The sequence below is a fragment of the Pseudomonas putida genome, assembly GCF_028682455.1.
In the GTDB taxonomy this organism is placed as follows: domain Bacteria; phylum Pseudomonadota; class Gammaproteobacteria; order Pseudomonadales; family Pseudomonadaceae; genus Aquipseudomonas; species Aquipseudomonas putida_AA.
In genome coordinates this window covers 769,672-783,074 of record NZ_JANHLD010000001.1, presented here as the reverse complement: position 1 = coordinate 783,074, position 13,403 = coordinate 769,672, and the positions used below count along the sequence as shown (strand labels likewise).

Here is a 13,403-nt window from a genome sequence, read left to right as displayed (position 1 = left end):
ATGAGCCGGCTTTGGGAATCCACCTGGAGAAACGACCATGGGAAGAGCCGTAACCGTAGCGCTTGAGCCCTTGCTGAAAGCAGGCTGCACCCTCAATGCCGTCACGGAAGAGGATGGGGGTCAGTGGCTCAAGGTGACACTGCCCGATGGCAGGCACATCGGCAGCTGGTGCCTGGACTGCCTCAACTTCGACTGCCGAAGCATCCATTCATCTGGCAATGCTTGGATGGAGGAATGGCTGATTGGCAACAACGTGCCGTATGTGCACGGCTGAACAGACGATTCCCCGGTGCGCCTCAAGCGGGGCGCATCAGGGGGAATCTACTGGAGTAAGCCGAAATGAGAAATTCGGAAAAACCGAATATTTGCCAGAAATGCCAACGTATCCACGACAAGGCAACTTCGATAGCTATTGGCAGGTTTCGACTCGAAGGGCCGGTCGGATACGTAGCACGGGATGTGCCCGATGCCCCGATTCGAGAGACGCGAGATCTAGCTAACGCCGACTACTTCCAGCATTGGTGCCGCTCTGATGATCAGCAAGAGCTGTTCGAAGTATGACGATTTCACTCGCAGCCATTCCCACGAGTGGCTGCTGGGAAATCAACCGCCCTGGAGGGCAGCATGTACTGCACCGATGATGAGATGAAGATCACAAAGACCGGGCGCGTCACCATCACGAAAGACGGCATCAGCGTCGAAGGCTTCAACGTTAAGGGCGCGATGTGCCGAGACGTTGCAGTTATGGCCGCAGCCTGGGCGATTGGCGAGCTGCAACGCGAGATGCTGAAGACCATCGCCAAGCCAGGCGGCGGGAACATCGGCGTCGACTGAACTACCAGCGCCACGTCAGCCTGACGTTAACTGCCCGATGCTCTGCTCCCCATCGCAGGCTGCATCGGTGATGTGACTTGGAGTTTGTCTCGGTGGATCAGGGGCGCCCTGCGTGCGGGGTGCGGCCAGTTAGGTAGCGCTGCCGAAGCTGGCATAAGTCTTTGGGGTTCGAATCCCCGCCAAGTCACATCACCGATGCACCTTTCTTCATCCGCGTTCGGCTTGAATCGGAACCCAGTAGCAGTGATGCCAGGCCCCGCTACCGGCTGCAAGGCTGGTCAGGCGATTCTACGGAAGCGCGGGTATCAGGCTTAGCCATAGGCGCTGGCAGGTGTCAGCAAGCCGAATCATCGATGCAGATCGCATCACCGTAGGCGAATCCGGGGCCTTCTTGGCCAGACCAGATGCATGTGAGGTAGCGCTCACCGCCTGCACCCATTCCCTTCACATCGACCGCATTGGCAGGCGCCAGGCCACCTTTCACGGTGGGTTTGGTCACCTTCGCCTGGCTCCTGGCCAATGCGGTCATATCGAGGCTCAAGATGAACAGCATCAAGTACACCAGCGATGGCCGCAAAGTTGTCGTCGTCGGAAAGCTCAACGCCGAGCAAACGATCGTGCAGGAAATCTTCGTCAGCAACGGCCAGGAAATCCCAAGCGACGAGAACTTCGTCGTGAAAAGCCTGCACGATGCTCCAGCCGTATCGTGGAAAGGCAACGACCTGAAGAAGCAAGAAGAGCGGTATGAGCGTGAAACCAAAAGGCTGAAGGATGATCTTGAATCCCAATCTCGCCGCTTGGGTATCGCCAAGGAGAAGGCAAAGTCCCATGCCGACGCTCTGATGGCATTTGCTAATAAGGCCGAAGACACGCAGTTGGACACTCTGAAGAAGTTCCTCTCCGGCGAAATCACGCACCTCTACAAGGGCGGCTACAGCCCTGAAATTTTCGAGTGGGCAGACGACCTCAAGTCATTCGACACCGATAACGACTCGTGGAATCGCCGAGTCAAGGTTGACGGGATGAAGCTTGTTTCGCTGTTCGGCTACTCGGACGGCAATCTCACCTACCGACTTCACACCTATCGCGACGGCAGTGGCGGGAGCGCAGAGATCCGACCTGCTACCAGCTACGAAGAGGCCCTTGAGTGGGCGCAGGCCGACTTCGATAAGCAGTGTGCTGACTATTTGTCTGGCACCAACCAAAACCTCTACCTCGAAACCTGGCAGAAGATCGAAGGCATCGTGACGCCTCCCGGTGTCGTCGAGAAGTACGAGGCCGCGAAGAACAAGGCAAAGAGCGATCGCATTGCACGACTTCGTGACGAGCTCGCGAAGCTGGAAGCCGAGTAACCCACCACCTGGAGGCGACCATGAATCGCGACCATGAGCTGTATGCAGACAGCGCCCAGGCGCGCGCTTTGGATCGTCGCTTGTCCGGTGACGACGTGCATTGGGCTGAAGGCGTAACCCCCGAGCAGGCCGCCGAGAACAACCGGGCGTGGCTTGCAATGATCAGGCAGCAGGAAGCCTTCAGGAAAGCCAGCGGCAAGAAAGCGATGGCCGCGGCGCTCGACAAGATGGAAGCAAAGTGTGGAAACGGCGCTGCCACGAGGAGGACCGCATGAGCAGGCACGAAAAAGCGGTTGAGATCATTGATGCGCGCTTCGACGCCCTTCGACAGTCCAGCTCAGCAATGCTCCACGGCGAGACATCCATGGCAATCGAGATGGCTTATGCCCTGGGTGCCATCGGCACCGACCTCTACCGACACTACGTGGCTCGCCGCCACAAGATCCTTGAGCGTGACCACCAGCAAACCATGGAAAGCATGGGGAGGCACCAATGAGCACTGCACCCGTTAAATCCCTGATTCACGAACAGGTCGAGGAAGCCCAGGCCGCCCAAGTGCGCGGCACCTTCCACTTTCCCCGCGATATGCTTGTTCGGGATCTGCGCCACCCCATGAAGGCTGACTGGCTGAAGCGCCGGCCTATTGCCCGGCCGAGACCGTGCCCATGACCTCCTTCCAGCGGGCCCGCCGAATCGCCACCTGGCGCGGTTCCTTCATCGCCCTCACCTTCTGCACCGGCTGGCTCCTCCTGAGCGCCCTGGCCGGCTGCATCACCCAGTAATCACCATATCAGCGCCCACCGCATGGATGGCGCGGGAGATTCGCATGTCTGCACAAACCGAGCTGGCCGCTGTGCCGCCGAAAGAAACCGCACTTCAGGTGTTCCAGGCTGCCAACGGCCTTGACCCTTACCTGCAAAAGATACGCGACGAGATTGACGCCTTCGTGCCGGATGTCACCACCCGCAAAGGGCGCGAGGCCATCGCCTCGATCGCCTACAAAGTGGCTAGGTCCAAGACCTTGCTGGACAACGTCGGCAAGGACCTGGTCGCCGAGCTCAAGGAGATCCCGAAGAAGATCGACGCCGAGCGCAAACGGATGCGCGACACGCTGGACGCGTGGCAAGCAGAGGTGCGCCGGCCTCTCAATGCCTGGCAGGCTGACGAAGATGATCGGGTCGACCGCCACAATAACGCGATTGCTCGCCTAAAGCTCAACGCCGAAGCTCTGGACGGCATCACCGCCGAGGACCTGGCTGACCGGATCGCAAAGGTTGAAGCGGTCACCCTGGGCCAGCAGTGGGAAGAATTCGAAGCCGAAGCCGCCCGGGCCAAGGACGATTCGCTGAAGGTGCTGCGCGCTGCCCTCGCCATCCGCCAGCAGTACGAAGCAGAACAGGCTGAACTGGCCCGCCTGCGTGCAGAGGAGGAAGCACGCGGGCAGAAGGAGCGCGAGGAGCGCATCGCCCGGGAAGCTGCCGAGCTCGCTCGCATCGAAGCCGAACAGAAGGCCCAGGCCGAACGTGAAGCAGCCCATCGCCGCGAACTCGAAGCCAAGGCCGCCGCAGATCGCCGCGAGCTGGAACTGAAGCTGCAGGCCGAACAGGCAGAACGCGCCGCAGCTCAGGCCGAAGCCGACCGCATCGCCGCCGTGCAGCGCGCTGAACAAGAGCGCTTGGCAGCTGAGCGTCGGACAGCGGAAGCCGCTGAGCAGGCCCGCCAGGACGAACGCCGCCGCGCTGATGCAGCGGCCGCCGAAATTGTCCGCCAGCAGGAAGCCCGCGAGCGGGACAAGCTGCACAAAGCAAAAATCAACCGTGCCGCCCTTGATGCATTCGTAGCCGGCGGCATGACCGAGGAGTGCGCCAAGCAGGCCATCACCCTAATCGCGCAGCGCAGGATTCCCGCCATCACCATCGCTTACTGAGGCGCCCATGAACACAACTCCCCGCCTGGCCGCCCAGTTCGACTGGAAGATGGTCGGAGCCTTCTCGCCCGAGCAATTCAACGGCGAGCAGCGCAAGGTGTACGAAGACGAGGCCGCGCGCATCCAGCGGCAGTGGGACAACCAACCGAACTGAGGACATCCTATGTTCAAGAAAGCCGAACGCAAGCAGGCCAAGCTACGGCTGGCACTTGCCGGGCCATCAGGGTCTGGAAAGACCTTCTCCGCGCTGCTCATGGCCAAGGGCCTTGGCGGTCGAATCGCGGTCATCGATACCGAGCACGGTAGCGCGTCGCTGTACGCCGACATTGCCGACTTCGATGTGCTCGAGTTACACGCGCCCTACTCGCCTGAGCGCTACGCCGATGCAATCACTGCCGCCGAGCAAGCCGGCTACAGCGTGTTGATTATCGACAGCTACTCGCATGAGTGGACCGGCTCTGGTGGCTGCCTGGAGTCGAACGAGAAGCTCGCGCACCAGAAGTTCAAGGGCAACACCTGGGCGGCCTGGAGCGAAACCACGCCGCGTCACCGCAAGCTGACCGACAAGATCCTGACCAGCCCGCTGCACATCATCTGCACCATGCGGAGCAAGACCGAGACGGTTCAGGGCGAAGGCAAGAAGGTGATCAAGCTCGGCATGAAGTCCGAGCAGCGGGACGGCACAGACTACGAGTTCACCGTGGTGCTCGACATCACCCATGACGGGCATGCGGCCATCGCCAGCAAGGACCGGACGAAGCTGTTCGATCAGCCCGAGGTGATCAGCGAGGACACAGGGCGCCGCCTTCTTGCCTGGCTGAACGACGGCAAGTCGCAGGCCGACCTGCAGACCACGGCGCTGCAGGATGCTCTGTCGAAGATCCCGGTTACCGAGACCATGCAGGAGCTGCAGAGCGTGTACTCCGCCGCGTACCGAATCCTTGAGCAGTCACCTGACCACCTGGCACAGCTGAACGCGGCCAAAGACCAACGCAAAGCAGAACTCGCGGAGAAAGCAGTATGAGGGGCATCAACAAAGTCATCCTGGTCGGCACTTGCGGCCAGGACCCGGAGGTCCGCTATCTGCCGAACGGCAACGCGGTCACCAACCTCAGTTTGGCCACCAGCGAAGCCTGGACCGATAAGCAGACCGGCCAGAAAGTCGAGAAGACCGAATGGCACCGCGTAGTGCTGTTCGGCAAGGTCGCGGAGATCGCCGGCGAGTACCTACGCAAGGGGTCGCAGTGCTACATCGAAGGCAAGCTCAAGACCCGCGAGTGGGAGAAGGACGGCATCAAGCGCTACAGCACTGAGGTGCATGTCGATATCAACGGCACCATGCAGCTTCTGGGCGGCCGGCCAGATAACCAAGGCGCCGGCCAGCAACAACAGCGACAGGCTCAACAGCAACGGCAGCAGCCCCGCCAGGCGCCCCAGCAGAACCAGCAGGCCGCGCCGCCGGATGACTTCGACGACGATATCCCGTTCGCCCCGCTGCACCACCTGGCCGGGACGTAGCCATGAAGGCCCAACGGTTACGCCTCATCTACCCCACGGCCTATTACCAGGGCCGGGCCTGCCGCCAAGATGGAAAGTGCCGCCTCTCTCAGCCCTACGGAAACATGACCGTCGACGGCGGATGGTGGCTTGCGGGTTGGCACGATGCCGATATGGAACTCACCCATGAAACTCAAACGAATGGCCCTACAGCGCCACCAGCGCCGGGCACAGGTTCACTTGCCGCCTAGCGGACTGAAGGAGGTGGTGTATGGCTGCGAGCCAGCAAGACCGGTCGGCAAAGGCAGCCAGCAAGCGAAAGGCTGTTGGCGAGGAAGAGCTGCGAATGCGGGCCCGCCAAGGAACCCGGAATGTTCTGGCCGAACTGATGGAGTGGCACGGAATTGAAGAGCAAGGCGAGGCTATGACCCTGGCCCTGCATCATCTTCACGCCATGGGCCCGGAGGGGTCGAGGCCATTCTTCACGCCTCCGCGCCACGAAATCACAGTCTCTCCAATCGTGGCGCGAAGGCTAGAACTCGCCTACCAGCGCCAAGCACTTCGCATCTGTCACGACGAATAACCCAAATCACACGACCGCATCCGGCCACGGAGGGCGGCGTATGCATGGAGAAAGCCATGATCGGCACACCCTGCGAATACGTTCAGCAGTATTACCAGGTCCCGGCGTGCATCGGACGACGAGTGATCGCCTACGGCAAGCCTGGCGTCATCACCGCCGACTTCGGTCATTACGTCGGCATCGTGCTCGACGAAAGCACGAAGCGCCAGCCAGGCCGGTACCACCCCGTCGACGGCATTGAGTACGGCGAGATGGCGGGCGCCCTACCCAGGCCTCCACGCCGCACCAACTACGACCGGTACTACGACGAGGAATGGACCTGCGACTTCCACGAGTTCTTGGGGATCAACCGGCCTCACCGTGAGAAACGCAGGCATGATGGCCAGTGGCAATACCGTATGTATCGCACCCGCTCCGGCCATACCGCTTACGACTGGTCCTCTGACCGAGACGTGCAGGGCGAATGGTCGACAACGGCAGCACTCGCCAAGACCAGCTACAAAGCCGTGCTGAGCAAGCGCAAAGCCGATGCAGCGGCCTGGAAAAATCGCCTCGTCGCCTGACCCTTCGGCTCTGCCCGCCAGCGCCTTTCCTTTCAATAGCTTAGGTCAGCGCAACAAGGATCACGATTAGTTTTTAAGGGCGCCCTTTTTCCCTCGCGAAGGTCTAGGTGCCCCAGTCGACGAGGCCGACTCTGCCTCAAAAACAGCGACAGACAAGTGATCATGAATTTCAGAAAGCATCTTCATCCATCTGTCGTAATGCAGGTTCCGCTGCTCAGCATCCAGCTCGGCCCAATATGGATGCGTAAGCATGGAATGAGCATCATCAAAAAAAACCTCAGCCAAGCCCAAAGCCTTGGCCGATCTTTTAGCGGCATGCCTAGGTAGTGGGAGAAGTGGATACAAGTCGTCAATAGAAATCGACTTACAAATACCTTGAAGTTCTTCCAAAGCCTTCAGCGCGGATTGGTCTACATCATGTTCATCGAGATGCCTAAATCCGAAACGAAGCCCGATGAAACCTGCTTTCCTGTCGAGAGCCAACAATGGGCTAAGCATCCTTGCCGCAGCTAGCTGAGCCCGATCCCTGTTTAAAGAGCGATTAGCGAAAATTGATTGGACAGAAACCCACAGGGCGACAATGACAGCGGCCATCGTGCCTATTGCCGATAGCGCGTCCCAGCTCCAACAGTCCATCTTGTTCTTCCTTTAAACACGCATCGCGACCAAGTGTCGCCAAGCCGAATACCAATACCCCACTTCAACAAATCACGCCACCCCGGCGAGGCTGGTGGCTGCCTGGAGATAACCATGAGCACATTCGCAGTCTTCGGCATGACCGCCGACGTAGCGCTGGCTGAGGCCAGGAAGATTACCAAGACGACCAAGCCGAGCGGGAAAGCTGGCTGCCCCCCCCCTAGAGCTGACCTTGGCTGAATGGGAGCAGGCCGTGGCTGACTGCGCTGCAGCGATCATGGCCGGCGAGAAGGTGAAGCAACTGAGCCAGATGTTCGATGCACCGCAGTACGCCCAGCAGTTCATGGAGCTTGCGCGTAAGACAGGCCAGTGCCGCGATCTACGCATCAGGGCCAAATGCGTGATTACCGACGCCAAAGGCAAACCGGTGATCAATCAGAAGACCAAGATGCCGAAAATTGGGTGGACTGACTACACGCCCGACTTCTCGAAAGCGGCCTAAGAGGATTGCCCGTGTCCGCAAAAATCCGATCCGACATGAATCAACTCGGATGGGAATCTAGTAGCCACGGATGAGATTTTTCCATCTGCATAAATAACTGAGGTTGGGTTTTACGCAACTCTCGATAGTAATCGAGGCAGCGTGGTGGTCGTTCGATCTGAAGGGCAGAGTTCACACCATCAGCAAGCGACAAAGTCGGACCGAAGTAGATGGATTTTTGAGCGCTTACGACCATGTCCATACCGTCCGAGTAACCCTGCACCACACAAGTCTTTAAAGCTTCGGTAACGATTCCTTTTTCCCGAGAATTCAAACGGGCTGATCCGGCCTCTAGTTGCATCAGTTCTGTGACGAAGTCGTTTTGAGCGTCTGCCTCTTTGAGATTTACCAGATGACTGGATGTAAATGTATCCAAGATCGAAAAGAGCGTAAGCGCTGCCGTACACGTCGATGCAAGCCAAAAGCTAGGACTCATTACATCTTCAAAAAGAAGAATAGTAATTGCCAACGCAAGGCCTGCGGCAAGGCATCCCGCTGCTCCCCAATAGCGACTTTCCAAAATTGCGAGCACGGCCAGTACAAGCCCCGTAAAAAAAGCTCCCGCTGCGAATACTAATTGAAATTTGTTCATGGCTAATCGACTCCGTACTCCATGAAATTATCACTCTTATTCAATAACTTAACGACTGAGCTGGCACTACAGCAAGGAACATTTCATGCCCATAGAAAACCGATCCGGCAACACCGAACAGATGGTCAGCGTGCCGCGTGACAAGTTTGAAGAAGCCTTGCGCATCGTCGGCAGCTACGGATTCAAAGAATTTGCAGAAGAGGTTCGGGCTCTTCTCGCTCAGCCAGCCGCCCAGCACCAGGGCGAGCCGCTGGCCGAGATCGTTTCATTCGGAGAAGGCTTGAAAGAAGTCGCCTGGCGGAAAGGTCAAATGCCTGAGGTCGGCGCCAAGCTTTACCTCCACCCACCAACCTCCGCCGGCTTCAGCGCCGGTGATATGGCTGACCAGGGTGCCAAGGCATTCAGGGATGGACAGCGGGCGATCACCGAACTGAACGAAGACCTCCGCGCGATCCTGGGCCGTCCGGGCTTCACCTGTATCGGTATCGCCCAGGCACTGCGCAAGATGGGCCACACCATCGCCAGAAAAGCCGAAGAAGAACAGGCCACCGTTATCCATTGGTTGCTTGGACACTATCTGAAGCACGGCTCTGACTGGCGCCAGCACGCCTCGGATGAGCTGAAAGCAGCCAGCCAATCCCCCGAATGACCATGGAGTACATTTGTACTCCTACTTGATTTAACCCCCTCTCCCCTCTATTCACTGCCGCGATATGGCGGCCAAGGATCTGCCGTGGGCAAAACAATCATCCTGACCGGGAAAGCGGTCGTGAACTTCCGCAAGGTCATGAAAAACGTACCTGACGATGAGGTTCAGGACCTGGTGAGCATGAACGACACCCGGGAAGACCAGATCACCGAAGACGACCTGCTCGACATCGAGTGGATTCATGACGACGTGACCATCGAGGTGAAGGAATGACCCGCCTCGCCCTCTGCCTCCTGCTGCTGGCCACCCTGGCCGGCTGCGAGCCCATGACGCCAGAACAGCTCGCCCAGCACCGGGCGGCCAGGCCAGACACCCACGTAGAGGTGATGCACGACGATCACCGGCAGGTCACCTGCTGGAAGTACGGCGGTGGCAATGGCGGGATCTCCTGCCTGCCGGACTGGATGCTGCACAGGTCGGACCTGGCCCGCAACGAGCGCCAGCTCTCCCCGCACGAACAGACCGACAACCAACCTACACCCGCACTGGCGCCTGGGCGCTGGATTGATGAGAGGTATCAGCTGTGAGCGAATTCACGGATACGCAGCGCTTGGACTTCATGCTGTGCAAATTCCGAAAGGTAGTGGTTGAGGTATTGCCATTTGGCGGAAGGGACATCTATGTCGAAGAAGGCTTCATGGGCAACAAAACGTACGGAGCGGTCAGGCTGACCAGCCCGAGTGCCCAAGAAGAGGATCAGGCAAAAAGGATGGCGATCGATATCGCGCTGCAGGGGCAGCCATGACCGACCTGATCGAAGTAAAGACGTCAGACCTGGCAGGCGAGGCGCTGGGCTGGGCCGTTGGCAAGGCCGAAGGGCTGAACCTTGAACTGGTCCCGCCGCAGTACGGCAACCCCTGGCGGGTGTTCGCCCGGTACCAGGGCCAGGCCATCGAGCACACCAAACGCTTCAACCCTTGGGAAGACTGGACACTTGGTGGCCAACTGATCGACAAGCACCACGGAAGCACCCAGCACTGCCCAGGCCTAAGCGAAGAAGTCCAGTACAGCGGCGGCCCGGGGCTTGCTGGCGCCTGGTGCTACGGGCCCACTGCACTAGTCGCATTTTCCCGGGGCTTCGTCCACTACAAACTCGGCCATACCGTCCAGGTGCCGAAGGAGCTGATGCCATGAAGACTCTCGGCGAAATCATCGAAGCCGCGAAATCCGGCGAACGCCCTGACTACGAGGACCTGCGGCTGGCTGTATGCGCCATGGATGCGCTCATGACGTTTGATCGACAGGCCATCTGGAAGCTGGCCGAGGCCGAAACGGAAGGCAAGAAACCGTTCTTGGTGTACAGCTGTGTCTGGCAACGCGACGAGAACTTCGGTCGCTTGAAGCGGGCAATGGGGAAGGACCCGCGGAGCTGGCTCGGCCCCAATAACGACCCCGACAGCCCAGCAGTACAAGAACGCCGGCGCATGTCGAGCGCCATCATGGAGGGGGTTGCACGCCGCGCACAGGAGAAGAAGCAATGATCCTGTCACTGATGTACATGGCCTACCTGATCTACAGGGGTCCGCGATGAGCCGATTCATTGCCGTGGTCCACGGCTGGCACGTCAGCAGTAAAGGCTTCGATGTGCACGAGCTGAACGCGACCACCCAGCAAACCGCTGATGACGAAGCATGCCTGCTTGCTGCGAGACGTGACGCCGCCTTTGACCGAACAGCCTATGTAGTGGTCGAGGTTGACGACCGCGAACACCTGCCCCGGCGCCTGACTTGGCGCGAACGCCTCACCGGCAAGATTCAGTAACCCCACCCCCTACAACAACTCAAGCCTGCCGGTAGGTGGGCGAGGACCACTCATGCCTGAAATCACCTGTCACCAAGGCCACACCATGCGAGTCAGCACAGATCAGTGGGTGGAGACATTGACCCTGGACCAGTTGCGCTACGCCCGCGACAAGATGGCCGAAAAGATCAAGACCGCCGAGGCCCAGCCCAAGCGCTGCGTGTGGCGAGTCTGCCGCGGTGGCTTGGTCGAGGAGAACTACCGGGAAGAGGACTACGAGAAGGCAGCCGACCACTTGCTGCGCATATTCAAAGAGCATTTCGTCGAAGAGGCGAAGGCTTTCGTCGAGCGTCATTACGGCACGCTGCGCTTCGAGCGCGAGATCCCTCACATCTCCGTCGAGCTAGTCAGCCAGTTCGAATTCGACAACGAGTGGTTCCCGGCCAAGGCCTAACCCCTCCTCACCTCTGCCGCCATGCGCGGCGTGGAGATAACCCATGAACCTGATCGACTGCTACGTCACGAAGATCCTCGGCGAGCCGTACCGCAAGTTCGGCCACTGGTGGGTCGACGTGGAATACGACAGCTGGGGCAGAACCAGCACCACCAGGCTCATGTTCCGTACCGAGCAGGCCGCCCGGACCGCGTCTGTCGGCCACCACTTCCTCGCATAAACCTTCCTACTGTGCCGCCGCCGGCGGCGTGGAGACAAACATCCATGGCAAACGCCAGCGCGGCACCGGCCGCACGAATTCTGCCGCGCATTCTCCGCGCAGGCGAAGCTCCAAAGTACCTCGGCATGTGCCGAGCTGAATTCAACAAAACCGTCAGACCGTATGTGAGCGAATTCCCCATCGGAGAGCGCGGCGTCGGCTTTGACCGGGAAGAACTGGATGCCTGGATGAACGATTACATCCTGGCCATGGCAATTGCGAAAGACGGCGCTCAGGGACGACAATCACCCGGCAGCGAGCGTCCATCAGGAGATAAAGGATGGCGCGAAAGACAATCACGGGCCTTTCCCAAAGGAACGGCATTTGGCACATCGACAAGAAAATCAACGGAGAAAGACTTTACGAGAGCACTGGAACTGGTGAGCGGGAAGAAGCAGAGCGCTACCTGATTCACCGGCTCGAGCAGATTCGCCAGCGGAAGGTTTATGGGGTTCGTCAGGTACGCACGTTCAGGGAAGCAGCAACTCGCTACATCCTTGAGCACCGAGACCAGCCGTCGATACGTTTGACGGCTTTGTGCCTGAAGCAGCTGGATCCTTACATCGGAGACCTGCCGCTAACCCATATTGACGATCAGGCCCTGGAGGCGTTCATTGCGGAACGCCAGTCCGACCAGGTGCTACCAGACGGCAAGGTAAAGCCCGCGGTAACCAACCGCACAGTGAACATCGCGATCGAGCGCGTGATCCGGGTTCTGTCGTTGTGTGCAAGGAAATGGCGAGACGAGGAGCGCAGGCCGTGGCTCGATAGCGTGCCACTGCTGAGCAAGTTGGAAGAGAAAAGATCTAGCAGGAAGCCCTACCCATTGTCCTGGGAAGAGCAGTCGATCCTTTTCGGAGAGTTGCCGGCTCACCTACAGACGATGGCCTTGTTCAAGGTGAACACAGGGTGTCGCGAGCAGGAGGTCTGCAAATTGAAGTGGGATTGGGAGATTTCAGTACCAGAGCTGGGAACGAGTGTGTTCCTGATCCCCGCCGACTTCGGCGGCCGGCACGCCAACTCGGGAGTAAAGAACCGAGATGAGCGCCTGGTGGTGCTGAATAGCGTGGCCAAGTCGATCATCGACAGGCAGCGTGGCATCAGCCGGGAGTGGGTTTTCCCGTACAACGACACCGCGATGCATCGTATGAACGATTCGGCCTGGAAGAAAGCACGGGTGAGAGCAGCGAAACTCTGGCAGGAGAAAAACCTTCGCCCTGCTCACCCTGGATACGCTTCTATCAGGATTCACGATCTGAAGCACACTTTCGGCCGCCGCCTGAAGGCTGCCGGGGTAACCGAGGAAGACCGCAAGGCGCTGCTCGGGCACAAGAACGGGAGCATCACCAGTCACTACTCGGGCGCCGAGCTTGGCCAACTGATCGAGGCGGCAAACATGGTATCAGCCACTGATTCGAGAGGACCAGTGCTGACGATTCTGAAGAGGAGGCAGGCGTGAAAATTGGAGAAGTCACGCAAAAGTCACGCACATGAAAAAGGCCAGTTCTCACGAATCTGGCCTAAGTCATTGAATATAATGGTCGGGACGGAGTGATTCGAACACTCGACCCCTTGCACCCCATGCAAGTGCGCTACCGGGCTGCGCTACGCCCCGACTGGGCTTGAAGCATGTTCCCCTAGTTGCTGAGAACGTTGAAGAATTTACCCTAACCTTTTGAATTATGGAAGCATTTTTTCCAAAATTCATGGCCCGAT

General features: G+C 58.9%; 27 protein-coding genes and 1 tRNA gene. 24 read left to right on the top strand and 4 right to left on the bottom strand.

Annotation, left to right across the window (positions count from 1 at the left end; translation table 11 throughout):
• Positions 1-37 precede the first annotated feature (37 nt).
• Positions 38-274, top strand: coding sequence for a hypothetical protein (locus tag NPS58_RS03860; protein ID WP_274113679.1), 237 nt, complete (start codon positions 38-40; stop codon positions 272-274).
• A gap of 350 nt (positions 275-624) precedes the next feature.
• A complete protein-coding gene (locus NPS58_RS03855; protein ID WP_024717824.1) occupies positions 625-834 on the top strand; it encodes a hypothetical protein in 210 nt (69 codons plus the stop codon).
• A 334-nt stretch (positions 835-1,168) separates the two neighbouring features.
• Here the strand turns inward: NPS58_RS03855 and NPS58_RS03850 are convergent, their stop codons facing one another.
• Entirely contained in the window at positions 1,169-1,387 is a 219-nt protein-coding gene (locus tag NPS58_RS03850; protein WP_274113677.1) for a hypothetical protein, read from the bottom strand.
• Between NPS58_RS03850 and NPS58_RS03845 the strand changes: the two genes are divergently transcribed.
• From NPS58_RS03845 to NPS58_RS03800, 10 genes are all read left to right on the top strand, one after another.
• Entirely contained in the window at positions 1,377-2,186 is an 810-nt protein-coding gene (locus NPS58_RS03845) for a hypothetical protein (protein WP_274113674.1), read from the top strand. The genes NPS58_RS03850 and NPS58_RS03845 overlap by 11 nt on opposite strands.
• Positions 2,187-2,206: 20 nt before the next feature.
• Entirely contained in the window at positions 2,207-2,461 is a 255-nt protein-coding gene (locus tag NPS58_RS03840; RefSeq protein WP_274113672.1) for a hypothetical protein, read from the top strand.
• Positions 2,458-2,682 (top strand): hypothetical protein, encoded by a 225-nt coding sequence (locus tag NPS58_RS03835; protein ID WP_274113670.1) that lies wholly within the window; start codon positions 2,458-2,460, stop codon positions 2,680-2,682. The genes NPS58_RS03840 and NPS58_RS03835 overlap by 4 nt, the downstream gene beginning before the upstream one ends.
• Before the next feature lie 163 nt (positions 2,683-2,845).
• A complete protein-coding gene (locus NPS58_RS03830; RefSeq protein WP_274115399.1) occupies positions 2,846-2,968 on the top strand; it encodes a hypothetical protein in 123 nt (40 codons plus the stop codon).
• 44 nt (positions 2,969-3,012) lie between these two features.
• Positions 3,013-4,113 (top strand): hypothetical protein, encoded by a 1,101-nt coding sequence (locus NPS58_RS03825; protein WP_274113668.1) that lies wholly within the window; start codon positions 3,013-3,015, stop codon positions 4,111-4,113.
• Positions 4,114-4,120: 7 nt separating this feature from the next.
• Positions 4,121-4,267 carry a hypothetical protein gene (locus NPS58_RS03820; RefSeq protein WP_274113666.1) on the top strand — a complete coding sequence of 49 codons (147 nt, stop codon included), beginning with the start codon at positions 4,121-4,123 and terminating at the stop codon, positions 4,265-4,267.
• Positions 4,268-4,276: 9 nt separating this feature from the next.
• On the top strand, positions 4,277-5,137 hold the full coding sequence (locus NPS58_RS03815) for an ATP-binding protein (RefSeq protein ID WP_274113664.1): 861 nt from the start codon (positions 4,277-4,279) through the stop codon (positions 5,135-5,137).
• On the top strand, positions 5,134-5,631 hold the full coding sequence (locus NPS58_RS03810; protein WP_274113662.1) for a single-stranded DNA-binding protein: 498 nt from the start codon (positions 5,134-5,136) through the stop codon (positions 5,629-5,631). Before NPS58_RS03815 ends, NPS58_RS03810 begins: the two co-directional genes overlap by 4 nt.
• A gap of 250 nt (positions 5,632-5,881) precedes the next feature.
• Positions 5,882-6,193, top strand: a complete 312-nt coding sequence (locus tag NPS58_RS03805) for a hypothetical protein (RefSeq protein ID WP_274113660.1) — start codon at positions 5,882-5,884, stop codon at positions 6,191-6,193.
• 56 nt (positions 6,194-6,249) lie between these two features.
• A complete protein-coding gene (locus tag NPS58_RS03800; protein ID WP_274113658.1) occupies positions 6,250-6,756 on the top strand; it encodes a hypothetical protein in 507 nt (168 codons plus the stop codon).
• Between the two features lie 66 nt (positions 6,757-6,822).
• On the opposite strand, the gene NPS58_RS03795 is transcribed toward NPS58_RS03800, so the two are convergent.
• On the bottom strand, positions 6,823-7,392 hold the full coding sequence (locus tag NPS58_RS03795; RefSeq protein ID WP_274113657.1) for a hypothetical protein: 570 nt from the start codon (positions 7,390-7,392) through the stop codon (positions 6,823-6,825).
• A 232-nt stretch (positions 7,393-7,624) separates the two neighbouring features.
• On the opposite strand from NPS58_RS03795, the gene NPS58_RS03790 reads away from it, so the two are divergent.
• A complete protein-coding gene (locus NPS58_RS03790; RefSeq protein ID WP_274113656.1) occupies positions 7,625-7,894 on the top strand; it encodes a hypothetical protein in 270 nt (89 codons plus the stop codon).
• Between the two features lie 40 nt (positions 7,895-7,934).
• Here NPS58_RS03790 and NPS58_RS03785 read toward each other — a convergent pair whose 3' ends face one another.
• Positions 7,935-8,525: a hypothetical protein gene (locus tag NPS58_RS03785; protein ID WP_274113654.1), complete on the bottom strand. Its 591-nt coding sequence runs from the start codon at positions 8,523-8,525 to the stop codon at positions 7,935-7,937.
• An 85-nt stretch (positions 8,526-8,610) separates the two neighbouring features.
• Between NPS58_RS03785 and NPS58_RS03780 the strand changes: the two genes are divergently transcribed.
• The 11 genes from NPS58_RS03780 to NPS58_RS03730 all read left to right on the top strand — a co-directional run bounded on the left by NPS58_RS03780 (position 8,611) and on the right by NPS58_RS03730 (position 13,146).
• On the top strand, positions 8,611-9,174 hold the full coding sequence (locus NPS58_RS03780) for a hypothetical protein (RefSeq protein WP_274113653.1): 564 nt from the start codon (positions 8,611-8,613) through the stop codon (positions 9,172-9,174).
• An 84-nt stretch (positions 9,175-9,258) separates the two neighbouring features.
• Complete coding sequence (locus NPS58_RS03775) at positions 9,259-9,447, top strand: hypothetical protein (protein ID WP_274113652.1); 189 nt, start codon at positions 9,259-9,261, stop codon at positions 9,445-9,447.
• Entirely contained in the window at positions 9,444-9,761 is a 318-nt protein-coding gene (locus NPS58_RS03770) for a hypothetical protein (RefSeq protein ID WP_274113650.1), read from the top strand. The genes NPS58_RS03775 and NPS58_RS03770 overlap by 4 nt, the downstream gene beginning before the upstream one ends.
• Positions 9,758-9,979, top strand: a complete 222-nt coding sequence (locus NPS58_RS03765) for a hypothetical protein (protein ID WP_274113648.1) — start codon at positions 9,758-9,760, stop codon at positions 9,977-9,979. The genes NPS58_RS03770 and NPS58_RS03765 overlap by 4 nt, the downstream gene beginning before the upstream one ends.
• Positions 9,976-10,368 carry a phage protein NinX family protein gene (locus NPS58_RS03760; protein WP_274113646.1) on the top strand — a complete coding sequence of 131 codons (393 nt, stop codon included), beginning with the start codon at positions 9,976-9,978 and terminating at the stop codon, positions 10,366-10,368. Before NPS58_RS03765 ends, NPS58_RS03760 begins: the two co-directional genes overlap by 4 nt.
• A complete protein-coding gene (locus NPS58_RS03755; protein WP_274113643.1) occupies positions 10,365-10,715 on the top strand; it encodes a hypothetical protein in 351 nt (116 codons plus the stop codon). The genes NPS58_RS03760 and NPS58_RS03755 overlap by 4 nt, the downstream gene beginning before the upstream one ends.
• Before the next feature lie 46 nt (positions 10,716-10,761).
• Complete coding sequence (locus tag NPS58_RS03750) at positions 10,762-10,995, top strand: hypothetical protein (RefSeq protein WP_274113641.1); 234 nt, start codon at positions 10,762-10,764, stop codon at positions 10,993-10,995.
• Positions 10,996-11,047: 52 nt separating this feature from the next.
• Complete coding sequence (locus NPS58_RS03745) at positions 11,048-11,428, top strand: hypothetical protein (RefSeq protein WP_274113640.1); 381 nt, start codon at positions 11,048-11,050, stop codon at positions 11,426-11,428.
• Between the two features lie 43 nt (positions 11,429-11,471).
• Positions 11,472-11,648: a hypothetical protein gene (locus tag NPS58_RS03740; protein ID WP_274113639.1), complete on the top strand. Its 177-nt coding sequence runs from the start codon at positions 11,472-11,474 to the stop codon at positions 11,646-11,648.
• Between the two features lie 44 nt (positions 11,649-11,692).
• The gene (locus NPS58_RS03735; RefSeq protein WP_274113637.1) at positions 11,693-12,097 is read left to right on the top strand and encodes a helix-turn-helix transcriptional regulator; all 405 of its coding nucleotides are present in this window, start codon (positions 11,693-11,695) and stop codon (positions 12,095-12,097) included.
• Entirely contained in the window at positions 11,983-13,146 is a 1,164-nt protein-coding gene (locus NPS58_RS03730; protein WP_274115346.1) for a tyrosine-type recombinase/integrase, read from the top strand. The genes NPS58_RS03735 and NPS58_RS03730 overlap by 115 nt, the downstream gene beginning before the upstream one ends.
• A gap of 79 nt (positions 13,147-13,225) precedes the next feature.
• Here NPS58_RS03730 and NPS58_RS03725 read toward each other — a convergent pair.
• Positions 13,226-13,302 (bottom strand) — tRNA-Pro (locus NPS58_RS03725).
• Positions 13,303-13,403 lie beyond the last annotated feature (101 nt).